At 71.1% G+C, this 21989-nt stretch carries 20 protein-coding genes and 1 tRNA gene; 18 read left to right on the plus strand and 3 right to left on the minus strand.

Annotation, left to right across the window (positions count from 1 at the left end):
* Positions 1 to 99: 99 nt before the first annotated feature.
* From MTES_RS14715 to MTES_RS14725, 3 genes are read left to right on the plus strand one after another with little or no spacing between them, the layout of a single operon-like run.
* Positions 100 to 756 (plus strand): trimeric intracellular cation channel family protein, encoded by a 657-nt coding sequence (locus tag MTES_RS14715; protein ID WP_013586071.1) that lies wholly within the window; start codon positions 100 to 102, stop codon positions 754 to 756.
* Positions 753 to 1403, plus strand: a complete 651-nt coding sequence (locus MTES_RS14720) for a trimeric intracellular cation channel family protein (protein WP_013586072.1) — start codon at positions 753 to 755, stop codon at positions 1401 to 1403. Before MTES_RS14715 ends, MTES_RS14720 begins: the two co-directional genes overlap by 4 nt.
* A gap of 31 nt (positions 1404 to 1434) precedes the next feature.
* The gene (locus MTES_RS14725; RefSeq protein WP_013586073.1) at positions 1435 to 2034 is read left to right on the plus strand and encodes a gamma carbonic anhydrase family protein; all 600 of its coding nucleotides are present in this window, start codon (positions 1435 to 1437) and stop codon (positions 2032 to 2034) included.
* 166 nt (positions 2035 to 2200) lie between these two features.
* Here the strand turns inward: MTES_RS14725 and MTES_RS14730 are convergent, their stop codons facing one another.
* A complete protein-coding gene (locus tag MTES_RS14730; RefSeq protein ID WP_013586074.1) occupies positions 2201 to 4873 on the minus strand; it encodes a phosphoenolpyruvate carboxylase in 2673 nt (890 codons plus the stop codon).
* Between the two features lie 285 nt (positions 4874 to 5158).
* Between MTES_RS14730 and MTES_RS14735 the strand changes: the two genes are divergently transcribed.
* The 4 genes from MTES_RS14735 to MTES_RS18960 all read left to right on the plus strand — a co-directional run bounded on the left by MTES_RS14735 (position 5159) and on the right by MTES_RS18960 (position 8852).
* A complete protein-coding gene (locus MTES_RS14735; RefSeq protein WP_080575519.1) occupies positions 5159 to 5776 on the plus strand; it encodes a MazG nucleotide pyrophosphohydrolase domain-containing protein in 618 nt (205 codons plus the stop codon).
* Between the two features lie 142 nt (positions 5777 to 5918).
* On the plus strand, positions 5919 to 7166 hold the full coding sequence (hisS, locus tag MTES_RS14740) for a histidine--tRNA ligase (protein ID WP_043361498.1): 1248 nt from the start codon (positions 5919 to 5921) through the stop codon (positions 7164 to 7166).
* A 376-nt stretch (positions 7167 to 7542) separates the two neighbouring features.
* Positions 7543 to 7824 carry a hypothetical protein gene (locus MTES_RS14745; RefSeq protein WP_043361501.1) on the plus strand — a complete coding sequence of 94 codons (282 nt, stop codon included), beginning with the start codon at positions 7543 to 7545 and terminating at the stop codon, positions 7822 to 7824.
* A gap of 133 nt (positions 7825 to 7957) precedes the next feature.
* Positions 7958 to 8852, plus strand: a protein-coding gene (locus MTES_RS18960) for an IS5 family transposase (protein ID WP_099046917.1) whose coding sequence is annotated in 2 segments (ribosomal slippage) — positions 7958 to 8308 and positions 8310 to 8852 — 894 coding nt in all. Because the reading frame shifts where the segments join, the coding sequence is not laid out codon by codon here.
* Here MTES_RS18960 and MTES_RS14760 read toward each other — a convergent pair.
* Positions 8849 to 9706 (minus strand): helix-turn-helix transcriptional regulator, encoded by an 858-nt coding sequence (locus MTES_RS14760; protein WP_013586078.1) that lies wholly within the window; start codon positions 9704 to 9706, stop codon positions 8849 to 8851. The two genes, MTES_RS18960 and MTES_RS14760, sit on opposite strands and share 4 nt — an antisense overlap.
* A gap of 127 nt (positions 9707 to 9833) precedes the next feature.
* Here MTES_RS14760 and MTES_RS14765 point away from each other — a divergent pair, with 127 nt between their 5' ends.
* From MTES_RS14765 to MTES_RS14815, 11 genes are all read left to right on the plus strand, one after another.
* Complete coding sequence (locus MTES_RS14765) at positions 9834 to 11294, plus strand: MFS transporter (protein ID WP_013586079.1); 1461 nt, start codon at positions 9834 to 9836, stop codon at positions 11292 to 11294.
* Positions 11295 to 11449: 155 nt separating this feature from the next.
* Positions 11450 to 12259 (plus strand): SGNH/GDSL hydrolase family protein, encoded by an 810-nt coding sequence (locus MTES_RS14770; RefSeq protein ID WP_043361505.1) that lies wholly within the window; start codon positions 11450 to 11452, stop codon positions 12257 to 12259.
* A gap of 88 nt (positions 12260 to 12347) precedes the next feature.
* Complete coding sequence (locus MTES_RS14775) at positions 12348 to 13139, plus strand: cytochrome c oxidase assembly protein (protein ID WP_167539369.1); 792 nt, start codon at positions 12348 to 12350, stop codon at positions 13137 to 13139.
* Positions 13140 to 13170: 31 nt separating this feature from the next.
* Positions 13171 to 13842 (plus strand): O-methyltransferase, encoded by a 672-nt coding sequence (locus MTES_RS14780; protein ID WP_013586082.1) that lies wholly within the window; start codon positions 13171 to 13173, stop codon positions 13840 to 13842.
* 350 nt (positions 13843 to 14192) lie between these two features.
* Positions 14193 to 15473: a phosphopyruvate hydratase gene (eno, locus tag MTES_RS14785; protein ID WP_013586083.1), complete on the plus strand. Its 1281-nt coding sequence runs from the start codon at positions 14193 to 14195 to the stop codon at positions 15471 to 15473.
* 201 nt (positions 15474 to 15674) lie between these two features.
* Entirely contained in the window at positions 15675 to 16409 is a 735-nt protein-coding gene (locus tag MTES_RS19925) for an FtsB family cell division protein (protein ID WP_013586084.1), read from the plus strand.
* Between the two features lie 57 nt (positions 16410 to 16466).
* On the plus strand, positions 16467 to 16985 hold the full coding sequence (locus MTES_RS14795; protein ID WP_013586085.1) for a DUF501 domain-containing protein: 519 nt from the start codon (positions 16467 to 16469) through the stop codon (positions 16983 to 16985).
* Positions 16982 to 18283, plus strand: a complete 1302-nt coding sequence (locus MTES_RS14800; RefSeq protein ID WP_013586086.1) for a S8 family serine peptidase — start codon at positions 16982 to 16984, stop codon at positions 18281 to 18283. The genes MTES_RS14795 and MTES_RS14800 overlap by 4 nt, the downstream gene beginning before the upstream one ends.
* Positions 18280 to 19677: an NAD(P)/FAD-dependent oxidoreductase gene (locus MTES_RS14805; protein ID WP_013586087.1), complete on the plus strand. Its 1398-nt coding sequence runs from the start codon at positions 18280 to 18282 to the stop codon at positions 19675 to 19677. Before MTES_RS14800 ends, MTES_RS14805 begins: the two co-directional genes overlap by 4 nt.
* A 246-nt stretch (positions 19678 to 19923) precedes the next feature.
* A tRNA-Leu gene (locus MTES_RS14810) sits at positions 19924 to 19996 on the plus strand.
* A 138-nt stretch (positions 19997 to 20134) separates the two neighbouring features.
* Positions 20135 to 20704, plus strand: a complete 570-nt coding sequence (locus tag MTES_RS14815) for a LemA family protein (RefSeq protein WP_013586088.1) — start codon at positions 20135 to 20137, stop codon at positions 20702 to 20704.
* 37 nt (positions 20705 to 20741) lie between these two features.
* Here the strand turns inward: MTES_RS14815 and MTES_RS14820 are convergent, their stop codons facing one another.
* On the minus strand, positions 20742 to 21983 hold the full coding sequence (locus tag MTES_RS14820) for a winged helix-turn-helix domain-containing protein (protein ID WP_013586089.1): 1242 nt from the start codon (positions 21981 to 21983) through the stop codon (positions 20742 to 20744).
* Positions 21984 to 21989: the final 6 nt, after the last annotated feature.

The following is a 21989-nucleotide window of genomic DNA, read 5'->3' on the forward strand; positions in this document are numbered from 1 at the left end:
CCGGTTGCGTGCCGCCTTCGTGCGGCGGGGGCAGCGGAGCCTCGTCCGCCTTCCCGTGGCGTGAACTCGGCCGCTCCCGTGCGCTGCCAGAATGACCCCATGACCGACGTCGCGTCCGCAACTCGGGGCTCCTCCCGTCCCTCGATCGGAGCGCGCGCCTTCGACGCGCTCGACATCGCTGCGACGGCGTTGTTCGGCCTCGAGGGGGCGGCGGCCGCGGCGCACGCGGGCTTCGACCTGCTGGGCGTGGTCGCGGTCGGCCTCATCGTCGCGCTCGCGGGCGGAGTGCTCCGCGACGTGCTCCTGGGCGATCTGCCTCCCGCCGCTCTGCGCACCCCGAGCCGCATCATCGCGGGTCTCGCGGCCGCCCTCGTGGCGTTCGTCTTCATCGAGGGCGTCGACGCGTTCCCGGTCTTCCCCCTGCAGATCATGGATGCCATCGGCCTCGCCCTCTTCGCCGTCACCGGTGCCCAGAAGGCCTCGGCCTCCGGCGCGAACCTCTGGGTCGTGACGATCCTTGGGACCCTCGCGGCGACCGGCGGCGGCGTGATCCGCGACGTGCTGCTGGCGCGGACCCCCTACGTGCTGTCGGAGAGCATCTACGGCACCGCCGCGGCCGCGGGCGCCGTGGTGACCGGCATCCTGCTCGCCGCGACGGGCCGTCCACGGCTCGCCCTCGGGGTCGGCTTCGCCGTGGCCCTCGCACTCCGACTCGGTGCCGTGATCTGGGGCTGGTCGCTGCCGAGGATCGCGTGACGCTCACGGTCCGCGCGTCCGGCACGGCAGCTCGTGCCGTCCCGGGACGTCCCTCGCTCGGAGCCCGCGCGTTCGCCGCCCTCGACATCGTCGCCACCGCGGTCCGCGGCGTCGAGGGGGCCGCGCTCGCCGCACACGCGGGGTTCGATCTGCTCGGGGTGCTCGTGGTCGGCTTCGTCGCCGCCGTCGTCGGCGGGATGCTGCGCGACGTCCTCCTGGGCGACCTGCCCCCGGCGGCTTTGCGTTCGTCTAGCCGCATCATCGTCGCCTTCGCCGCCTCGGGCGCAACGTTCGTGCTGCTCAAGCTCGTCGACGAGGTGCCCACCACGGTGCTGCTCACCCTCGACGGCGTGGGTCTCGCCCTGTTCGCGGTGATCGGTGCGCAGAAGGCTTCGGCGCACGGCGCGAGCCTGTGGGTGGTCGTGGTGGTCGGAGTGGTCGCCGCGACGGGCGGGGGCGTCGTGCGCGACGTGCTGCTCGGGCACACTCCCGTGCTGTTGACCCAGAGCGTCTACGGCGGGGCCGCCGCGGTCGGGGCTCTGGCCACCGGCATCCTGCTCGTCACGACCCGCCGCGCGCACCTGTCGATCGTGGTCGGCTTCGTGCTCGCCTTCGCGCTCCGCGAGACGGTTCTTCTGCTCGGCTGACGCCGGCGACCGGCGGGTCTACGCTGACCGCATGCTGTTCGCTCACCTCGGGGCCGAGCCCCGCATCCATCCCGACGCGGTGGTCGCGCCGACGGCCGTGATCAGCGGCGACGTCACGATCGGCGCCGGGTGCCAGATCCTCCACGGTGCCGTCCTCACGTCGGAGGGCAGTCCCATCGTGCTGGGCGAGAACGTCCTCGTGATGGAGAACGCCCTCGTGCGCGCCAGTTCGACCCACCCCGTGCACGTCGGGGCGCACACCCTCGTCGGGCCGATGGCCAGCGTCGCCGGGGCGGACGTGGGTGAGGAGGTCTTCCTCGCGACGGGGACGCGCATCTTCAACGGCGCCGAGATCGGCGACCGCAGCGAGGTCCGGATCAACGCCGTGGTCCACCTGCGGACGATCCTCCCCGCCGAGACCGTCGTGCCGATCCGATGGGTCGCCGTCGGCGACCCGCTGCAGCTGCTCTCGCCGGACCGCCACGACGAGATCTGGGCGGCGCAGAAGGAACTCGACTTCCCCGGGTACGTCTTCGGCCTCGACCGGGAGACTCCCGATCTGATGGTCCAACTGACCGAGCGGTACGGCCGCAGCCTCGCGCGCCACGCCGCCGACCGCCCGCTCGGCTGAGGTTCCGCGCCCCCGCCCCGACGGCGGTCCGTCACGGCGCGCCCCACCGGTTGCGGGTTTCGGCGTATCGGGCCTCGCGTCCGCGGGACGGCTCGACGCCCACTGCACGCAGCGGCGCGCCGACCCCGCGAGGGAGCCGGCGCGCCGAGGATCGGATGGATGCCGCTCAGCCGGTGTTCTGCAGACCCGCCGCCACACCGCTCACCGACAGCAGCAGCAAGCGCTGGTGCTCGGCATCCGGGGTCTCGGACTCGGTGGACGCGTCGCGCAACGCGCGGAGCGCCCGCAGCTGCAGGAGAGAGAGGGCGTCGACGTAGGGGCTGCGCATCTTCACCGCGCGCTGCAGCACGGGCTTGTTGCCGAGCAGGCCGCCGCCAGTGATCCGCTCGACCCACGAGCGGGTGAGCAGCATCTCGTCCATCACGAGCTGAGCGAGGTCGTCGCGGTCGCCGAGCGCCAGGTAGCGGCGGGCGATGCGCTCGTCGGCCTTCGCGAGGCTCATCGCGACGTTGTCGATCATCGTGCGGAACAGCGGCCACTGCTCGTACGCGTCGCGCAGGCGCTGCTCGTCGCCGACCGCGTCGAGGGCGGTGCCCAGGCCGAACCAGCCGGCGAGGTTGATGCGCGCCTGCGTCCACGAGAACACCCACGGGATCGCGCGGAGGTCCTCGAGCGACTCGACCGAGAGACCGCGACGCGCCGGGCGCGAGCCCAGGGCGAGATGCCCGAGCTCCTCCATCGGGGTGACCGTGGCGAACCACGGCGCGAAGCCCGGCGCTTTCACGAGCGCGAAGAACCGCTCGCGTGAGGCGACGTCCATGGTCTTCGCGACGTCGGCGAACGCCTCGGCGGCCCCGCGGTTGCGGCGCTCGATCGAGGGGGAGGATGCCGTGAGCACGGCCGCCGCGACCTGGTCGATGTGGCGCATCGCGATGTCGGCGTCGCCGTAGCGGGCGAAGATGACCTCGCCCTGCTCGGTGAGCTTGAACCGGCCGTCGACGGAGTGCGGGGGCTGCGCGAGGATCGCCGAGTTCGCCGGTCCGCCACCGCGGCCGAGCGCGCCGCCGCGTCCGTGGAAGAGCGTGAGCTCGATGCCTTCGGCCTCGGCCCACGTCGAGATCTTCGCCTGCGCCTCGTACAGCGCGAGGTTGGCCGCGACGGGGCCGACGTCCTTCGACGAGTCGGAGTAGCCGAGCATGACCTCGAGGCGGCGGCCGGTGGCATCCAGTCGGCTGACGAACGAGGGGTGCGAGACGATCTCAGCGAGGATGCCGGGGGCCGCCTGCAGGTCGGCGAAGGTCTCGAACAGCGGGATCACGTCGAGGACGGGGAGGGTCTCGCCCGGGCCCATCGCGTACGACGCGAGCTCGTGGACGTTCGCGAGGTCTTCGGCCGACTGCGTGAACGAGACGATGTAGCGGCCGGCGGCGCGGGGGCCGAAACGCTCCTGCACGTAGGCGATCGAGCGGAAGACCTCGAGCACCTCGTCGGTCTGCTCGCTGCGGGCGCCGCCCGCGCGGAGCTCGTCGAGCACCTTGCGGTGCACGGCGGAGTGCTGGCGCACCTCGAGCTCGGTGAGGTGGAAGCCGTACGTCTCGACCTGCCACACGAGCCGCTGCAGCGCGCCGTACGCCTGGCGGGCCGCGCCGGCGGCGACGAGGGAGTCCTGCACCGTGCGCAGGTCGGCGAGCAGGTGCTCGGGGTCGCGGTAGGCGAGGTCGGCGTCGCGCGTGCGGGTCGCGGCGATCTTGCGCGCGAGCAGCAGCAGGATGCGCCGGTGCGGCTCGTCGGGGGAGCGCTCGGCGATCTCGGCCGCCGCGTCCTCGTCGGCCGCGCGCAGGCGGTGCCACAGCGCGACCAGGGCATCGCTGGGCGGGGTGGTCTCGGCATCCAGGGTCAATCCGCGACCCACGCGCTGGGTCGTGCGCTCGAGACCCAGGAGCACATGCTCGCTGGCGATCGCGGCGGCCTTGCGGGTGACGGATGCCGTGACGAAGGGGTTGCCGTCGCGGTCGCCGCCGACCCACGAGCCGACGCGGACGAACGGCTTCACGATCGGGGCGCGGGAGCCGGCGTGCTCGCCCTGGAGGATGTCGTCGATGCGGCGATACACGCGGGGGACCGCGGTGTAGAGCGTCTCGTCGAACACCGACATGACCGAGCGGACCTCGTCGACCGGCGACGGCTTCTCGCGCCGCAGGGGGGCGGTGCGCCACAGCGTGTCGATCTCCTCGAGCATGCGGCGCTCGGCGCGCCGGCTCTCGGTGCCGCCGTCGGGCGCGTCGTCGTGCTCCGAGAGCAGCTCCGACAGTCGACGGATGCTGGTGGAGATCGCGCGGCGGCGGGCCTCGGTGGGGTGCGCGGTGAAGACGGGGTGGAAGCGCAGGGCCTGCAGGCGCGCGAGGGCCGTCTCTTCACCGACCTCGCTCGAGAGGCGCTCGAACGCCGTCGCGATCGTGTCAGGGGTGCCGCTGCGCGAGGGGCGGTCGCCGCGCTCGCGGAGGATGCGCACGCGCTGGTGCTCCTCGACGAGGTTGACGAGGTGGAAGTACGCCGTGAAAGCCCGGGCCACCTCGTCGGCCCTCTCGATCGAGAAGCCGTCGGCGATCGCCGCGGCCCGCTCGAACGCCTCGGGCGTCTCGTCGGTGTAGGCCTGGATCGTCGCCGTCCGCAGCCGCTCGACGTCGTCGTACAGTCCGGGGGAGCCGCTCTCCTGAAGGACGCGGCCGAGGAGCGATCCGAGCAGGCGCACGTCGGCGCGCATCTGTTCGGGGAGCTCCTGGCCGGCTTCGAAGCGGCCCACGAGGTCGATGGCCTCGGTCGGGGTCAGTTCTCGCACACGCCCCAGATTATCGGCGTCCCGTGTCGGACAGATGACGCGACGGGGCAGTGGTACGCGCTCGGCACCGCGTCGTGGTCCGAACTCCGGACTTTTCGTCGCTGGGGGCGCGATTGCCACGGATTCTTGCGGTCGCTGCCGCGTGGCATCCGAGATCTTCCGGAGTTCGGCCCGTCTCCGACCCGTCGTGGGCGCGCGCGGGGGATACTCGGGGCAGCGGCGCCACCGTCGCCGGGGGAGGGACACGCCGTGACCGATGACGCGCTGCGACAGGCTGCCGACACCATGCGAACGGTCCGGGAGCGCTGCGCCTGGACGCAGACCATCGACCACCGCGACCTCGTCCCCTACCTCGTGGAGGAGAGCGCCGAGGTCATCGACGCGGTCGAGGCGGGCACGCGCGCCGACCTGCGCGAGGAGCTCGGCGACCTGCTCTGGCAGGTGCTCTTCCACGCCGAGATCGCTGCGGGTGACCCCGATGACCCCTTCGACATCGACGATGTCGCGCGAGGCTTGACCGAGAAGATGGTGCGGCGGCATCCGCACGTGTTCGCGGACGCCGTGGCATCCACGCCCGACGAGGTCCTCGTGCACTGGAACGCGGCGAAAGCCGCCGAGAAGCACGACCGCACGAGCGTGTTGGACGGCGTCAGCGACCACATGCCGTCGCTCGCCCTGGCGCAGAAGGTGGTCGGCAAGGCGGCGCAGGTCGGGGTCTCGGCTCCGCACCACCGGCTCGCCGACCCCGCCTCCGAGGCCGAGCTGGGCGATGCCCTGCTGGCGCTGGTGCAGCTCGGCCGTGAGCGCGGATGGGATGCCGAGCGCGCCCTGCGCGAGCGCCTGCGGACCCTGCGCGCGGAGGTGCGGGCGGCGGAGGCGGGCGCCGAAACCGCATCCGATTGACGAAACCGTACGCGGTGGGCGCCCATCGCCTACGGTCTCGTCAATCCCGTACGGTCTCGGCGCGAAGCGCGGTTTCCCGACGCGGGGAGCCGCGGGAGCCTGGAACAATGGAACCGTGGCATCCGTGAACCCGCCGCGCGGAATGCGCGACTTCCTCCCCGCTGACAAGGCCCGTCGTGAGCGCGTGCTCGCCGTCATCCGCGAGCGCTACCGCGCGCACGGCTTCGACGAGATCGAGACCCCCGTCATGGAGGACTACGACCGCCTGCACGCGGGCATCGGCGGCGACAACGAGAAGCTCTCCTTCAGCATCCTCAAGCGGGGGATGGATGCCGAGGCCATCCGCGCCGCGGCCGACGATCCCGCCGCACTGGCCGACCTGGGCCTCCGTTACGACCTCACCGTCCCGCTGGCTCGCTTCTACGCGACGAACCGCGCGCAGCTCCCGGCGGTGTTCCGCTCGATCCAGATGGCACCGGTCTGGCGGGCCGAGCGCCCGCAGAAGGGGCGCTACCGCCAGTTCCTCCAGTGCGACATCGACATCATCGGCGACGCCTCGGCGCGCGCCGAGGCGGAGCTGATGATCGCGAGCCTCGACGTGCTCGACGAGCTCGGGCTCGAGGGCGGATCGATCCGCGTCAACGACCGCCGCGTGCTCGACGCGATGCTCGACGTCTTCGGCTTCGTCCCCGACGATCGGCCCGGCGTGCTCATCACGATCGACAAGCTCGACAAGGTCGGCTCCTCGGGTGTCGTCGCCGAACTCCGGGACCGCGGCGCCGCCGCCGAGGCCGTCGATGCTCTCGCGGCCTACCTCGACCGGCCCGCGGCACCCCCGTCCTTCGACGACGCCGGGATCCGTGCGGCCTTGCCCGCCGGCATCCCGGACGAGGTCATCACCCACCTCGTGACGCTCGGCGAGACGGTCGCCGCCGCCCGCGGGGCGGACGCGCCGCTCGTCTTCGACCCGTTCCTCGTGCGTGGCATGGGGTACTACACCGGCACGATCTTCGAGCTCGCCCACCCGAGCGTCGACTACTCGCTCGGCGGCGGGGGCCGGTACGACGGGATGATCGGTCGCTTCCTCGGGCAGCAGGTGCCGGCCGTGGGCTTCTCGATCGGGTTCGAGCGGATCGTCGACCTGCTTCCCGACACCGATGCCGCCGGAGACCGCTCCGTCGTGCTCGTGCACGATCGCGACGTGCCGCTCGCCCAGCTCCTTGCGCTCAAGACGCACCTCGTCGCCGGTGGGGCGCGCGTGCGCGTCGAGCAGCGGCCGAAGAACATGAAAGCGCTGCTCGAGCGCTCCGCGGCCGACGGATACTCCTCGTTCGCCCCCGTCGGGGTCGACACGACGGTCGAGTCCCTGGAGCTGCGGCCGCTGAGCTGAGACAGCTGCGCGCGTGAACGGCTCGAGGCGCGGCTCGCGGCGGCCGATCGTGAGGTTCCTGATTCTGTCGAAGGGATCGGCCGTGTGAGGGGTTGTGGCGACGTGCATGTCGGCAGGGTGAGCAGCTGACCGCGGGCAGACGATCACGCGTACCAATCTGCGATGAGCGAGCGGGCCGTCGTGCCCACCGACACCGCAGCTCGAGCCCCGGACGGCCTCGAGGCGGAGAACGCCGGTTCTACCGTGTCTGCGGAACGGGGACCACGTGGTCTGCGTCTGTCACCGAACTCAGGGGAACCATGTTCGACATTCATTTCGTCCGCCAAGAACGTCTGCGCGCCTGGATATGCGTTTCGCTCAGCGTGGCCTGCACGCGATGAACATGGAGGCCTTCGCGGCGTTGTGGCCACGCATCGCCTACTGGGTGCTCTGGGCATCGATCCTCGCGATCTTGGCGACCGGGATGATCCTGCTAGCTGTCGGGCAGACGGTGGAATGGATACCGAACGCCGGAAATCCCAACGTGTACCAAGCTCAGACCGTGAGCCTCGTGCCCGCAGGGGGCGCGCTGAGCGGAATCGGGGGTCTCGCGGTGATTGCGACTCTCATGCTCGAAGCGTTCGTCGGACCTTTGCATCGACGTCGATCACAGCACTAGTCCCGGTCGGCCGTATCTGGGACAGGGCGGTGGTCGATGGTGATGACCACCGCCCTCGCCGAGTTCGGTTCCCTCGTTCACGGCTAGGGCGTGTCTTGTAATTGGTCGGTGTGTTGGCTGAGATGCTGGCAGGGTGTCGCGTTTCGTGTTGCTCTCGGATGATCAGTTCGTGTTGATCGCTGATCTTCTCCCTGGGCCTACGGGTAGGAAGGGGCGTCCGTTCGCGGACGCGCGGACGATGGTCGAGGGCATCGTTTACCGGTACCGGACCGGGATAGCCTGGCGGGATCTGCCGCGGACGTTCGGGCCGTGGCAGACGGTGTGGGCTTGGCATCGCCGTCTCGCGGCCGATGGCACCTGGGACGTCGTGCTCGACCGACTGGTCAGCGCTGCGGACACCGCTGGCGCGGTGGACTGGTCGGTGTCAGTGGACTCCACGATTGCGCGCGCCCACCAGCACGCGACGAACATCTCCCGGGTTACGGGGGGCTTCGTCGAATTACACGAATCCGCGACTCGAGCCGCCTGACCACGGCTTCGGTCGCTCCCGCGGAGGCCTGTCCACGAAGATTCACCAGCTCGTCGACGGTCATGGACTGCCCTTGGTGACATTGGTCACCCCCGGACAAGCGGGCGACTCGCCGATGCTGCTGCCCCTGCTGGCCGAACTCCGCGTCACCCGGCCGGTCGGACGCCCGCGCACCCGACCCGATCGAGTGCGCGGCGACAAGGCGTACTCATCCCGAGCGATCCGCGCCCACCTTCGCAGCCGTGGCATCGAAGCAGTGATCCCGGAGCCCCGCGACCAGCAAGGCCACCGGAAACGGCGCGGATCCCGAGGCGGACGCCCCGTCTCCTACAACCCGGTCGACTACCGCAACCGCAACGTCATCGAACGCGGCTTCTGCCGAGTCAAACAATGGCGAGGCCTCGCTACCCGCTACGACAAGCTGGCAATCGTCTACCGCGCCGCGGTCGTCCTCAACGCCGTCATCGCCTGGCTACGCCATTTACAAGACACGCCCTAGGCGACCGCGCTGATCAGCGCCTCGTCCGGACTCTCCGCCGCGAGCCGCTCCAGGCGGGCCGCGGTCGCGTCGTCGCGCGGCGCGAACCAGACGACGCGCGAGCCCAGTCCCTCGTCGATCCACAGGCTCGACATCTCGAGGTGCAGCTCGCCGACGCGGGGGTGCACGAGGTTCTTGGGAGCGTTGCGCTCCCCGCCGACGTCGCCCAGTCGCCACAGCTCCGCGAAGCGCGGCGAGGTGGCTTCGAGCTCGGCGACGAAACGCTGCCAGGCCGGTTCTTCGTGGTGCCGACCGTAGGCGGCGCGCAGGCGCGCGGCGATCCGTCGCTGCGCGTGATCCAGGTCGACGTGGGCGCGCTGCCACGCGGTGTCGGTGAACAGCAGCACGGCGCAGTTGCGGCGTTCGACGGGCAGCTCGTCGAGGTCGTCGAAGAGGTAGCGGTACGAGCGGTTGTACGCGCGGATGTCGAAACGCGAGGTCTGCACCGCCGCCGGGTAGGGCAACAGCTTCTCGAGGAGGTCGAGGTGCGTCTGCCCGACGCACTGCCGCGCCTCGCGATCGGGCAGGGGGAGGTCGGCGAGGGCGAACAGGTGGTCGCGTTCGTCGTCGCTCAGCAGCAGCGCTCGGGCGATCGCGGCCACCACCTGCGCGGACGCGGCGATCGGGCGCCCCTGCTCGAGCCAGGTGTACCAGGTGAGTCCGACACCGGCGAGCTGCGCGACCTCCTCGCGCCGCAGGCCCGCGACGCGACGGCGCGCCCCGTCGGGAAGGCCGACGTCGGCGGGACGCAGGCGCGCGCGGCGGCTGCGCAGGAACCCCGCGAACTCGGCGCGGGCGTCGTCGGACCGACTCATGGCATCCCTCCCTCTCCGGTGATCCTAGGACCGCCCTCCGACACGTCCTCGCGCGGTGGGGAGTGCTCTCAGTACCAGGATGAAGGCACTCCTGGTACCAGGATGCCAAGGTCTCCATGCTGTCACCATGACCACCTCCGCACATCCCGCCACCGGCAGCGCTCCCGTGCCGATCCGCCCGGGCCTGCCCGATCCCGGCACGGCCGAGGGCGTGCCGACATGGCGCTATCTCGGCTTCCTCCTCGGCCCCGGCGTGGGGACGTTCGCCTTCAACGCGGTCACGGTGATCCTGCCGACGCTGCGCGAACGCTTCGGTGCGGGCGACGTGGCTCTCGAACTCGTCATCGCGGGGTACGGCATCCCGTTCGCCGTCCTGCTGATCCTGGGCGGGCGCCTCGGCGACCGCTTCGGGCGCCACCGTCTCTACGCGATCGGCATGGGGCTCTTCCTCGTCTCCGCGATCGCGTGCGCCCTCGCCCCCTCGATCGAGACGTTGATCGCCGCCCGCGTGGTGCAGGGCGTCGGTGCGGCGTTGTGCACCCCGCAGGTGCTCGGGACCATCCAGGCGACCTCGCGAGGGGCGGCTCGCACCCGGGCGATCGCCGCGTTCGGCGCGAGCGGCGGGATCGGGGCCGCGGTCGGGCAGGTCGCCGGCGGGGCTCTCGCGGCGGTGTCGTTCGGCCCCGTCGAGGGGTGGCGCGCGGTGTTCGTCGTGGTCGCGCTCATCGCGGTGGCCGCGATCGTCCTCGCTCCGCTGGCGCCGAGGTCTCGGGCGCACGAGGTGGTCGCTATCGACCTCGTCGGAACCGCGGCGCTGGCCCTCGGCATCCTGGCCGCCTCCGTCGCGCTGACGTTCGGCCCGGCGTGGAACTGGTCGTGGCCGGTCGCCGTCGCCCTCCTGGTCGCCGCCCTGGCGCTGTGGGGCATGTGGAGGCACCAGGATGCCATCGAGTGCTCCGGCCGCGTCCCGCTGCTGCCTCCGAGCGTCTTGCGCCTGCGCCCCCTGCAACTCGGCCTGATCGCGGCGGGGCTGTTCTTCGCCGGGTATTCCGCCCTGCTGTACGTCTTCCCGCGCGCGGTCGAGGCCGGAGGCCTGACCTCGCTCCAGGCCGGCATGGCGCTGCTGCCGTTCGCGGTCGTGTTCGCCGGGATGTCCCTGGCCGTCGCTCGCATCCAGAGCCGTCTGGGTGACGCGACGCTCATCCTCGGCGTCTCCCTGCAGATCGTGGCGCTCCTCGCGATGGGCGGCACCCTCGCGGTGGCGTGGGGGAGCGACATCGGTCTGTGGCTGCAGCCCGCGCTCGTGATCCTCGGCGCGGGTCAGGCGCTCATCTTCTCCCCGCTGACCCAGCTCGTCGTGCGCGAGGTGCCGGTCGAGGCGGCGGGTCTGTCGGGCGGGATGTTCAGCACCGCCCAGCAGCTCGCACTGTCGTTCGGGGTGATCGTGATCGGGGGACTCGTGAGCCTCACCGGCGCGGCCGGCCGCGACGAGCTCCTCGCCGGGCTCGCCCTCGACATCGCGCTCGCCGTGGCGGTGCTGATCGTCGCCGTCGCCCTCCGCTCCCGCGCGCGCCGCCCCTCCCGCTGACGCGCGGGCGGGGACGCGCCGACGCGGACGTGCCGGCGGGGTCGTGCGGGCGGGGACGCGCCGACGGGAAAGACACCGGATGCCGCGGCCCCGGCGTCGCCCCACCGTCACGGGGCGTCCACCGGGCGTTCACCGCGGGCGGGTGTCATCGGAGGATGCGCGTGCGTCGTCCGGTGACCCTGACCGCCGCCTCCTCGGTGGCCGTGCTCGGCGCGACCGCCGTGGCGATGCGGACGCTCATCTCCCGGCAGGCCGCGATCGCACGCCGCCGCATCGGCAAGCCGCTGGGGGAGCAGGCTCTCGACGCCGACCGGGTCTGGCGGCGCAAGAAGCATCCGGGAGAACCGGTCGAATTGCTGCTCCTCGGCGACTCGATCGCCGCGGGGCTCGGTGCAGGGCACCGCCGGGACACGCTGGGTGCCCGGCTCGCCAAGGGCATCGCGCGCGAGGCGGTTCGTCCCGTGCGCCTCCGCACCGCCGCGGTCGTGGGGTCCGAGACCTCGGCGCTCGCCCTCCAACTCGCCGAGCTCCCTCCCGACTACCGCGCCGACGTCGCCGTCATCGTCGTGGGCGGGAACGACGTCACCCACAGGGTGCCCGCGAACCGCGCCGCCGCGCAGCTCGAGGAGGCCATCGGCATCCTGAGAGAGCGGGGGATGCCGGTGGTCGTCGGCACGTGCCCCGATCTCGGCACCCTGCGGGCCGTGCCGCAGCCGCTGCGCACCCTGGCGTCGCGCTCGTCGCGACAGCTGGCCGCGGCCCAGGCGCGTGCCGCCCACCGGGCGGGGGCGCGCGTGGTCGGGCTCGCGCGGGCGGTGGGGCCGGTGTTCGCCGAACGCCCCGATGAGATGTTCAGCATCGATCGGTTCCACCCCAGCGCCCTCGGCTACCGCCGCACCGCCGACGCGCTGCTGCCGGCGGTGCTCGCCACGCTGCCGACCGCTCCTTCCTCGGCCAACCCATAGCCCGCCGCCGTACTCTTCCGGCACGCCTCCCATCGATGTCTTCCTCAGCACCTGGCGCGCCGATCCGATCACCCTCGGCGTGCTCTTCGTGGCATCCGTCACCTACTTCCTCGGCGTGCGCGCGGCGCGACGTCGCGGCGAGAACTGGCCCGTTCGACGCACGATCGGCTTCTTCGCGCTCGGTCTGCTGCCCTACGCGGTCATCGAGCTCGGCTTCCTCGGCGTGTACTCGTCCGAGTTGCGCTGGGCGTTCTCGACCCGCATCGCGCTGCTGATCTTCGCCATCCCCGCCGGGATCGCCGCCGGTCGTCCGCTCGATCTGGTCCCCACCGGGGTGCGCGAGCGGATCCTCGCCTCCCGCATCACCCGCATCTTCGGCAACGCGATGGTCGCCACCGTCGTCATCGCCGCGGTGTTCTGCCTGTTCCTCACGCCCCTGGCCGGCATCCTGCGCGTGAATCCCGTGGTCGAGGCCTCGCTCGGGATTGTCGTCCCCCTCGTCGGACTCGCGATGGTGCTGCCGATGATGGCTCTCGGCGCCGTTCACACCGGCACCTTCATCGCGATCGAGTTCCTGCTCGCGTTCGTCGAGCTGCTGATCGACTCGGTCCCGGGTCTGCTCATGCGCTTGAACGACAATGTCGTGGACCTCATTCCGGATGCCACGCAGGCGGTCTCGTGGTGGCCCTCGATGCTGCACGACCAGCACCTGGCCGGCGACATGATCTGGTTCATCGCGGAGTTCGCCGACCTGCCGATCCTCGTCATCCTCATGATCCGGTGGATGCGCAGCGACCGCGTCGAGGCGAAGGGCTTCGACGACCTCTCCGACGAGGAGTACGACGAGATGACCCGCGCGCACCTGCGCGGCGAGCGTTGACCCGCGCCCGACACCCCGACAGGGTGGAAGGGTGCCCACCCACGACGACGTCGACACGTTCCTGACCGACACCCTCGTCGGTGACGACCCGGTTCTGGATGCCGTGCTGCAGACGCAGCACGACGCCGGTCTCCCGTCGATCGAGGTCGCCCCCGTCAACGCGAAGTTCCTGCACCTTCTCACCCGCATCGCCGGCGCGCGGCGTGTGCTTGAAATCGGCACGCTCGGCGGGTACTCGAGCATCTGGTTCGCGCGCGCCGTCGGTGAGGACGGACGTGTCGTCACGATCGAGGCCGAGCCCGCGAACGCCGAGATCGCCCGCGCGAACCTCGAGCGTGCGGGTGTCGCCGCCCGCGTCGAGGTGCGAGAAGGGCGCGGTGCCGATGTGCTCCCGACGCTGGAGGGAAGCGAGCCCTTCGACCTCGTCTTCATCGACGCCGACAAGGAATCGAACACGATCTACCTCGACTGGGCCGCGCGTCTCGGCCGCCCGGGCACCGTCGTCGTGCTCGACAACGTCGTTCGCGGGGGAGAGGTGGCGGATGCCGCGACCCCCGACAGCAAGGTGCAGGGCGCCCGCGCGGGTTTGGTCATGCTCGGCAGCGACCCCCGCTTCGACGCCACCGCGCTGCAGACCCTCGACCGCAAGGGCTGGGACGGGGTGGCGGTGGCGATCGTGGTGGACCCATCCCCAGGTCCCTGAGCGTGTCGAAGGGACCGGACCTCGGCGCGCGGTCCGGTGGCTTCGACGGGCTCAGCCACCTCGTGTCGCAGGTGCCTGAGCGTGTCGCAGGTCCCTGAGCTTGTCGCAGGTGCCTGAGCGTGTCGCAGGTCCCTGAGCGTGTCGCAGGTCCCTGAGCGTGTCGCAGGTCCCTGAGCTTGTCGAAGGGACCGGACCTCGGTGCGCGGTCCGGTGGCTTCGACGGCCTCAGCCACCGTGCGCGGGGCGGAATCCGAGCTCGACCCCACGCCCATCGAGCGCGGTCACTAGACTCGACCACGGACCGACGACGCTCCGCCCTCTTCCACCCAAGAACCAACGAGGAGTCCTTCGTGGCACTTATCGAGGCTGTCAACGCGCGCGAGATCCTGGATTCGCGCGGTAACCCGACCGTCGAGGTGGAGGTGCTCCTCGACGACGGAATCGTCCAGCGGGCCGCCGTCCCCTCCGGCGCGTCCACCGGCGCGTTCGAGGCCTACGAGCTGCGCGACGGCGACAAGAGCCGTTACAGCGGCAAGGGCGTGCTGAAGGCCGTCGCGGCGGTCGTCGACGAGCTCGGCCCCGCGATCGAGGGCGTCGAGGCCAGCGAGCAGCGCATCATCGACGAGATCCTCATCGAGACCGACGGCACCGAGAACAAGTCGCGCACCGGCGCCAACGCCATCCTCGGCGTCTCGCTCGCCGTCGCCAAGGCCGCCGCCGACAGCGCCGACCTGCCCCTGTTCCGCTACCTCGGCGGCCCCAACGCGCACCTGCTGCCCGTGCCGCTCTTCAACGTCATCAACGGCGGCGAGCACGCCGACAACGGCATCGACTTCCAGGAGTTCTTCCTCGCGCCCATCGGCGCCGAGACCTACGGCGAGTCCCTCCGCTGGGGCACCGAGGTCTACCACGTCCTCAAGGGCGAGCTGAAGTCCGCCGGCTACAACACCGGTCTCGGCGACGAGGGCGGCTTCGCTCCCGACCTGCCCAGCAACCGCGAGGGCCTCGACTTCCTGATCCGCGCGATCGAGAAGGCCGGCTTCACCCCCGGCAAGGAGATCGCCGTCGGCCTCGACGTCGCTGCCACCGAGTTCTACAAGGACGGTGTCTACACGGTCGAGGGCAAGGAGTGGAGCGTCGACACCCTCGTCGACTACTTCGCCGACCTCGTCGCCAACTTCCCGATCGTCACGATCGAGGACGCCCTCGCCGAAGACGACTGGGACGGCTGGAAGAAGCTGACGGATGCCATCGGCTCCAAGGTCCAGCTCGTCGGCGACGACCTGTTCGTCACCAACCCGAAGCGCCTGCAGCAGGGCATCGACCTCGGCGTCGCCAACTCGCTGCTGGTCAAGGTCAACCAGATCGGCACGCTGTCCGAGACGCTCGACGCGATCTCGCTGGCCACCCGCTCGGGCTACACCTCGATGCTGTCGCACCGCTCGGGTGAGACCGAGGACACCACGATCGCCGACCTCGCCGTCGCGGTCAACGCCGGCCAGATCAAGACCGGTGCCCCCGCGCGCAGCGAGCGCGTCGCGAAGTACAACCAGCTGCTCCGCATCGAGGAAGACCTCGGCGACGCCGCGGTCTTCGCGGGCCGCTCGGCGTTCCCCCGCTTCAAGGGCTGAGCGTCTGACGTCGTGAGGAGGGGGAGCCGAGCGGCTTCCCCTCCTTTCGCGTTCCCGGGCGGCTTTGCGGGGTGTTCGCCGAGACCCTCCCCGGTCGTCGGCGCGTCCCCGGGTCCGCTCGGATCGGCGACGTAGACTCGGCTCCGCCCGTCGCCCGAACGCTCGGTGGGGAACGACGCGGGTAGGAACGAGAGGGATGCCGTGGACCGACCGACACTGCCTCCCCGTGGCCCGGCATCCGGGGGATCCTCGGGCGCCAAGGGCAAGGGTGCCAAGGGTAAGAGCACCAACGGCAAGATCACCAACGGCAGGGGCGAGAAGGCCAAAGCCCCCACCGCGTCCACCGCGAAGACGCCGTCCGCGCGGCCTCCGGGTAAGCCCCGCACGCAGGGCGCGGAGCCGAAACGCCCCGCCCGCACCGCCGCCCGCGCCGCCGCTCGCCCCGCCGCCGCTCAGCGCCGGGTCGACGTGCGGGGGTGGCTCGGTGGCATCCGGGTGTCCGGCTTCGTCGTCATCATGCTCGGTCTCGTCGTCCTCGGCACGTTCGTCCTCGTTCCCACCGTCGGCACCTACATGGATCAGCGTCAGCAGATCCAGGCGCTGAAGAGCGCCGTGGCGCTGAGCCAGTCCGAGGTCGCCGACCTGCAGTCGCAGCGCGAGCGGTGGTCCGACCCGGCGTACATCACGACGCAGGCCCGCGAGCGGCTGTACTACACGATGCCCGGGGAGGTCGTGTACCTCATCGACGACGATCTTCCCGCCTCGGCCGCCCTCCAGGATCAGGCCGACGTGAGCGGAGACGTGAGCCAGACCCGCACCGACTGGATGTCGCAGTTCATGCGCTCGCTGACCTCGGCGGGATCCGCGCAGGTGGCGGTCCCGACGGTCGGGGTCCCCGACCCGACGCCGACGCCCGACGCGCCTCCCGCTCCCTGATCCGAGCCGCCGACCGTGCTCGGCGGACGGGCAACACCGCCGGGTACCCTGAGAGCGATGACTTCCACGCAGCTTCCCCCCGCCTCCGACGCCGACCTCGCCGTTCTTCAGACGCAGCTCGGCCGCGTGCCGCGCGGCGTGGTGGGTATCGCGGCGCGCTGCGTTTGCGGCAACCCCACCGTGGTGGCGACCTCTCCGCGTCTCGACGACGGCAGCCCGTTCCCCACGTTCTACTACCTCACGCACCCCGCGGCGACGGCCGCGATGTCGGTGCTCGAGGCGGGGCACGTGATGAAGGAGTTCCAGGACGAGCTCGCCGAGGACGACGATCTGCGCGCCGCCTACCTTGCCGCGCACGAGGCCTATCTCCGCGACCGCGCGGCCTACGGCGAGCCCGAAGAGATCGCCGGGATCTCCGCGGGCGGGATGCCGACCCGCGTGAAGTGCCTCCACGCCCTCGCCGGCCACTCCCTCGCCGCGGGCCCGGGTGTCAACCCGATCGGCGACCGCGCCCTCGCCCGCGGGACCTGGTCGCCGGAGCGGTGCGTCTGCGAGACCCCCGGAGCCGGCGGATGAGACGCGTCGTCGCCGCGGCGGCATCCCTCGTTCTTGCGGTGATGCTCAGCGGGGCGACGACAGCCCCCGTGCCCGAAGACCCCACCGACAGCGTCCGCGCGGGGGAGTACTGGCTGGATCAGTACGGCATCCGCGAGGCATGGAACACGACGCGTGGCGCCGGGCAGAAGATCGCGATCATCGACACGGGCATTGCTCGCGGACCCGTCGAGTTCAACGGCGCGGTCGTGGGCGGAACCGATGTGTCGGGCGCGGGCTCGTCCGATGGTCGCACCCCCGTGGGCGCGGTGGACTCCAACCACGGCAGCTGGGTCGCCTCTCTCGCGGCCTCGCGCGGTACCGGGAACGGCCGGGGCATGATCGGCGTGGCTCCGGAGGCCGAGCTCCTGTCGATCTCGATCGGCTTCGGGGCGTCGGCCTCTGTCCCGTTCACCGAGCAGATCGCGAATGCGATGCGCTGGGCGGTCGACCACGGAGCCACCGTCATCAACCTGTCGCTGACGACGAACACCCTGGACTGGGACCCCAGCTGGGACGACGCGTTCATGTACGCGTTCGATCATGACGTCGTCGTCGTGGTCGCCGCGGGTAACAGGGGGAGCGGCACCGACCGCGTGGGTGCCCCCGCGACCATCCCGGGCGTGCTCGCCGTGGGCGGCGTGGATCCGTCCGGACGCGCGAGCAGCGACGCGTCGACCCAGGGCATCACGATCGGCATCTCGGCCCCGAGCGAGCGGCTTCTCGGCATCTCGGCCGACGGCACGCTCGCGCAATGGAACGGCACGAGCGGCGCGGCCCCCATCGTGGCCGGAATCGCGGCTCTCGTCCGCGCAGCGCATCCGGGAATGGATGCCGACAACGTCCTGAACCGTCTCATCTCCACCGCGAAGCCCGCCCCGGGCACGGCGCCCGGTCTCGACCTCCTGTACGGGTACGGTCTCGTCGACGCGTCCCGGGCTGTCTCGGCGGACGTCCCCTCGGTGTCGGAGAACCCGCTCGGCAGCCTCGAGGACTGGATCCGGGTGTATCGGCGGGCCGACAGCGAGCCCAGCCCGACGCCGAGCTCGGCGCCGGTGGAGATCCCGCCGTTGCCCCCGGTCGAGGGGCCGCCCTCCGCGAGTTCGCCTCTGCTGCCGTCGCGCGATACCGTGCTGTACGGGTCACTGCCGCTCGCGGGTGCCACGCTCGCGGCTATAATGATTGCGCTCGGCGTCAGTGCTGCTGCCCGGCGAATTCGAAAGGCGCGCGGTTCTCGCGAGCCGAGCCGCACCACAAACCAGGAGTCTCTCCCATCGTGACCAGCACCGTGCCCAGGATCCTCATTGTCGGCGGAGGCTACGCGGGGTTCTACACCGCGTGGAAGCTCGAGAAGCTGCTCGGCCGCGGGGAGGCCGAGGTCACCATCGTCGACCCGCTGCCGTACATGACCTACCAGCCCTTCCTCCCCGAGGTCGCGGCCGGTGAGATCGAGCCGCGCCACGTCGTCGTCGGCCTCCGTCGTCACCTCAAGCGCACCACGGTGATCGCGGGCAAGATCACGGGGATCAATCACGCGACCAAGACCGCGACGATCACCCCGATCGTGGGCGACGAGACCTGGCAGCACGAGTACGACCAGATCGTCGTGACCGCCGGTGCCGTCTCGCGCACGTTCCCGATCCCGGGTATCGCCGAGAACGCGATCGGCCTCAAGACCATCGAAGAGGCCGTCGCGATCCGCGACCGCCTGACCTCGAACTTCGACAAGGCGTCGGTCCTCCCGGCCGGCCCCGAGCGCGACCGTCTGCTGACCGTCGTCGTCGTCGGCGGTGGCTTCGCCGGCATCGAGGTCTTCGCCGAGCTGCGCGCCTATGCGTCGTCGCTGCTGAAGTCCTACCCCCAGCTGTCGTTCGATGACACGCACTTCCACCTCATCGAGGCGATGGGCCGCATCATGCCCGAGGTGTCGCAGAAGACCAGCGAGTGGGTGCTGAAGGACCTCGCGAAGAAGGGCGCGTTCGTGCACCTGGACACGCAGGTCAAGGGCGCAGTCGACGGTGTCATCGAGCTCTCCACCGGCGAGCAGCTGCCCAGCGACCTCATCATCTGGACCGCCGGTGTCATGGCGAACCCCACGGTCGTCCGTGGCAGCGACCTGCCCGTCGAGGAGCGCGGTCGCATCCGCACCCGCCCCGACCTCCGCGTCGGCACCGACGAAGAGGTCGTCGAGGGCGCGTGGGCTGCCGGCGACGTCTCGGCCGTCCCCGACCTCTCGGGCGGCGGCGTCGGCGGGTTCTGCGTCCCCAACGCGCAGCACGCCGTCCGCCAGGGCAAGCTCATGGCGAAGAACATCGTGGCGGTCCTGCGGGGCGAGCAGCCCAAGCAGTACTTCCACAAGAACCTCGGTGCCGTCGCCGGTCTGGGCCTGTACAACGGCGCCTTCCAGTCCGGCAAGATCGCGCTGACCGGCTTCATCGCGTGGCTCGCGCACCGCGGTTACCACGGCCTGGCGATGCCCACGTGGGAGCGCAAGTTCCGCGTGGTCGGCGACTGGGTCCAGAACTTCCTGCACGGTCGCGAGACCGTGAACCTCGAGGCCGTGCAGAACCCGCGCGCCACCTTCGAGGAGTTCGCGGCCCGCCCGCGCCCCGCGGCCCCCGCCGCCGAGGCTCCCGCGGACGAGAAGAAGCCCGAGCCCGTCGCCGCGAAGTAACTCTTCGCGTCCCGAGACCCCCGCCCCGTCCACGGTGCGGGGGTCTCGTCGTTTCCGGATGCCGCGGTCCCGGCGACGCGGCGGAGAGTGTGCGCACCGCGGTGCTGGCCGGCGCCCACCCGCCCAGATCACGCGATCCGCCCCAGCGCACACGTCGGGTGCTCATCGCAGCGCGTGATCTCGTACGGGACGTGTGATGTCACGGGGATACTCGCCCGCACACCCCGCGATACGGTGGAACCACGGGCCCCCGTAGCCCAATGGCAGAGGCAGGCGACTTAAAATCGCTTCAGTGTGGGTTCGAGTCCCACCGGGGGTACAGTGCCCGCGCACGACCGCTCGCGCCGTCTCGCCGGACTCCATCCACATCCCCTGAGAGTCCCCGTCACACCCCCGTTCTGCGCTGCGCCGCGCGGTTACACTGAAGGGCAATCTTCCGAACGGAGTGTGGGGACTTATGTGGGAGTGGCTCGTACCGGTCTTGGTGATCGTCGGCATCGTGGTGATCGCCGGTATCTACCTGTGGGCCACTTACAACTCGCTCGTCGCGCTCAACGTGCGCGTCGATGAGGCGTGGAGTGACATCACCGTCCAACTGAAGCGCCGTGCCGACCTGCTCCCGAACCTCATCGAGACGGTCAAGGGATACGCCTCGCACGAGAAGGCCGTGTTCGAGAACGTCACGCGCGCCCGCGCCGAGACCCTCACCGCCGAGAGTCCCGCTGCGGCCGGCGTTGCCGAGGGCCACATGCAGCAGGCGTTGAAGTCGCTGTTCGCGGTCGCCGAGGCGTACCCGCAGCTGCAGGCGAGCCAGAACTTCCTTCAGTTGCAGCACTCGATCGTCGACACCGAAGACAAGATCCAGGCGTCGCGCCGGTTCTACAACGGCGGTGTCCGCGAGCTGAACACGAAGATCAAGGTCTTCCCGAACAACCTCTTCGCCCGCCAGCTCGGCTTCAGCGAGCGGGAGTTCTTCGAGGTCGTCGACGGGGCGGCCATCGCCGAACCACCTCGCGTCCAGTTCTGATCGACAGGCGCTCTCTCCACCTCGGAGGGGGCGCCTTTCAGGTGGAGCGTCCGTCGGGGTGGTCGTGGCGTTCGGCCCGCAGCGCTCCGGCGACGGCGTCGGCGGCATCGCCCCAGCGCGCGACCGTGATGCGCTCGAGGCCCTGCCAGTTCGCCGCGGCGACCAGCTCCGCGGCGACGCGATCGGCGGCATCCGGGGGCGCTCCGTGCTCCCACCACGCCGACTGCACGCGCAGCGCGCTCGACGCGCGGTCGGCTTTGAGGTCTATCCGCCCCACGACGTCGTCGCCGACGACCACCGGGAGCGAATAATAGCCGAACCGGCGCTGCGGTGCGGGCGTGTAGATCTCGATGCGGTAGTCGAAGTCGAACAGCCGCTCCGCGCGGTCGCGGAACCAGACGACCGGGTCGAAAGGCGTGAGGATCGCCGCCGCATCCACCCGGCGGGGGCGCGCGGCATCCCGATGCAGCCATGCCTTCGCGGGCCGCCCGGCCACCTGCCATCCGTCGACCTGCACGGGGATCAGCTCGCCGGCGTCGACGAGGTCGTGCACGGCGGCCATCACCGCCGGCCGATCGCGGATGCGCCAGTAGTCCGCGAGATCGGCCGCCGTCGCCACGCCGTACGCCACGGCGGCGCGTCGCACGAGTTCCGCGATGGCCGCCTCGCGGGGCACGACGGTCTCGAGCGCCGATGCGGGAAGGACATCGGATGCCAGGGCATACCGGCGCTCGAATCCTCGCCGCCCTGCGATCGCGACCTCGCCGAACAGCCACAGCCGTTCGAGGCCGTTCTTCACGTCGTCCCAGCCCCACCACGACCCGCGGGAGCCGCTACGGGCGTCGTGGTCGATCTCGGCCGGTCGCAACGGCCCGCGCGCGGAGAGCTCGTCGCGGAGCCACTGCAGCAACGGCTGGTTGGCCTCGGCCCAGGCGTCCGCGCCGTACTTGGCCCGAAGGGCGTCGCGACGGAACTGCAGCAACGGCCAGTCGTCGACGGAGACCAGGGATGCCACGTGCGCCCACGACTCCACCCATTTCGGCCGGCGTGAGAAGGCGAGCTTGTCGAGCAGCGCGGTGTCGTACGGCCCGAGGCGCGCGAAGACCGGCATGTAGTGCGAGCGGGAGAAGACGTTGACGGAGTCGATCTGGAGGATGCGCATACGGTGCAGGGCGCCCGTGATCTGGCGGGTTCCGACCGTCTCGGGCCGCGGCCGGGCGAACCCCTGCGCGGCCAGGGCGATGCGGCGTGCGTCGGCGCGACGGAGCGTCGTGGTCATGCGTCT

This window comes from Microbacterium testaceum StLB037, assembly GCF_000202635.1.
In the GTDB taxonomy this organism is placed as follows: domain Bacteria; phylum Actinomycetota; class Actinomycetes; order Actinomycetales; family Microbacteriaceae; genus Microbacterium; species Microbacterium testaceum_F.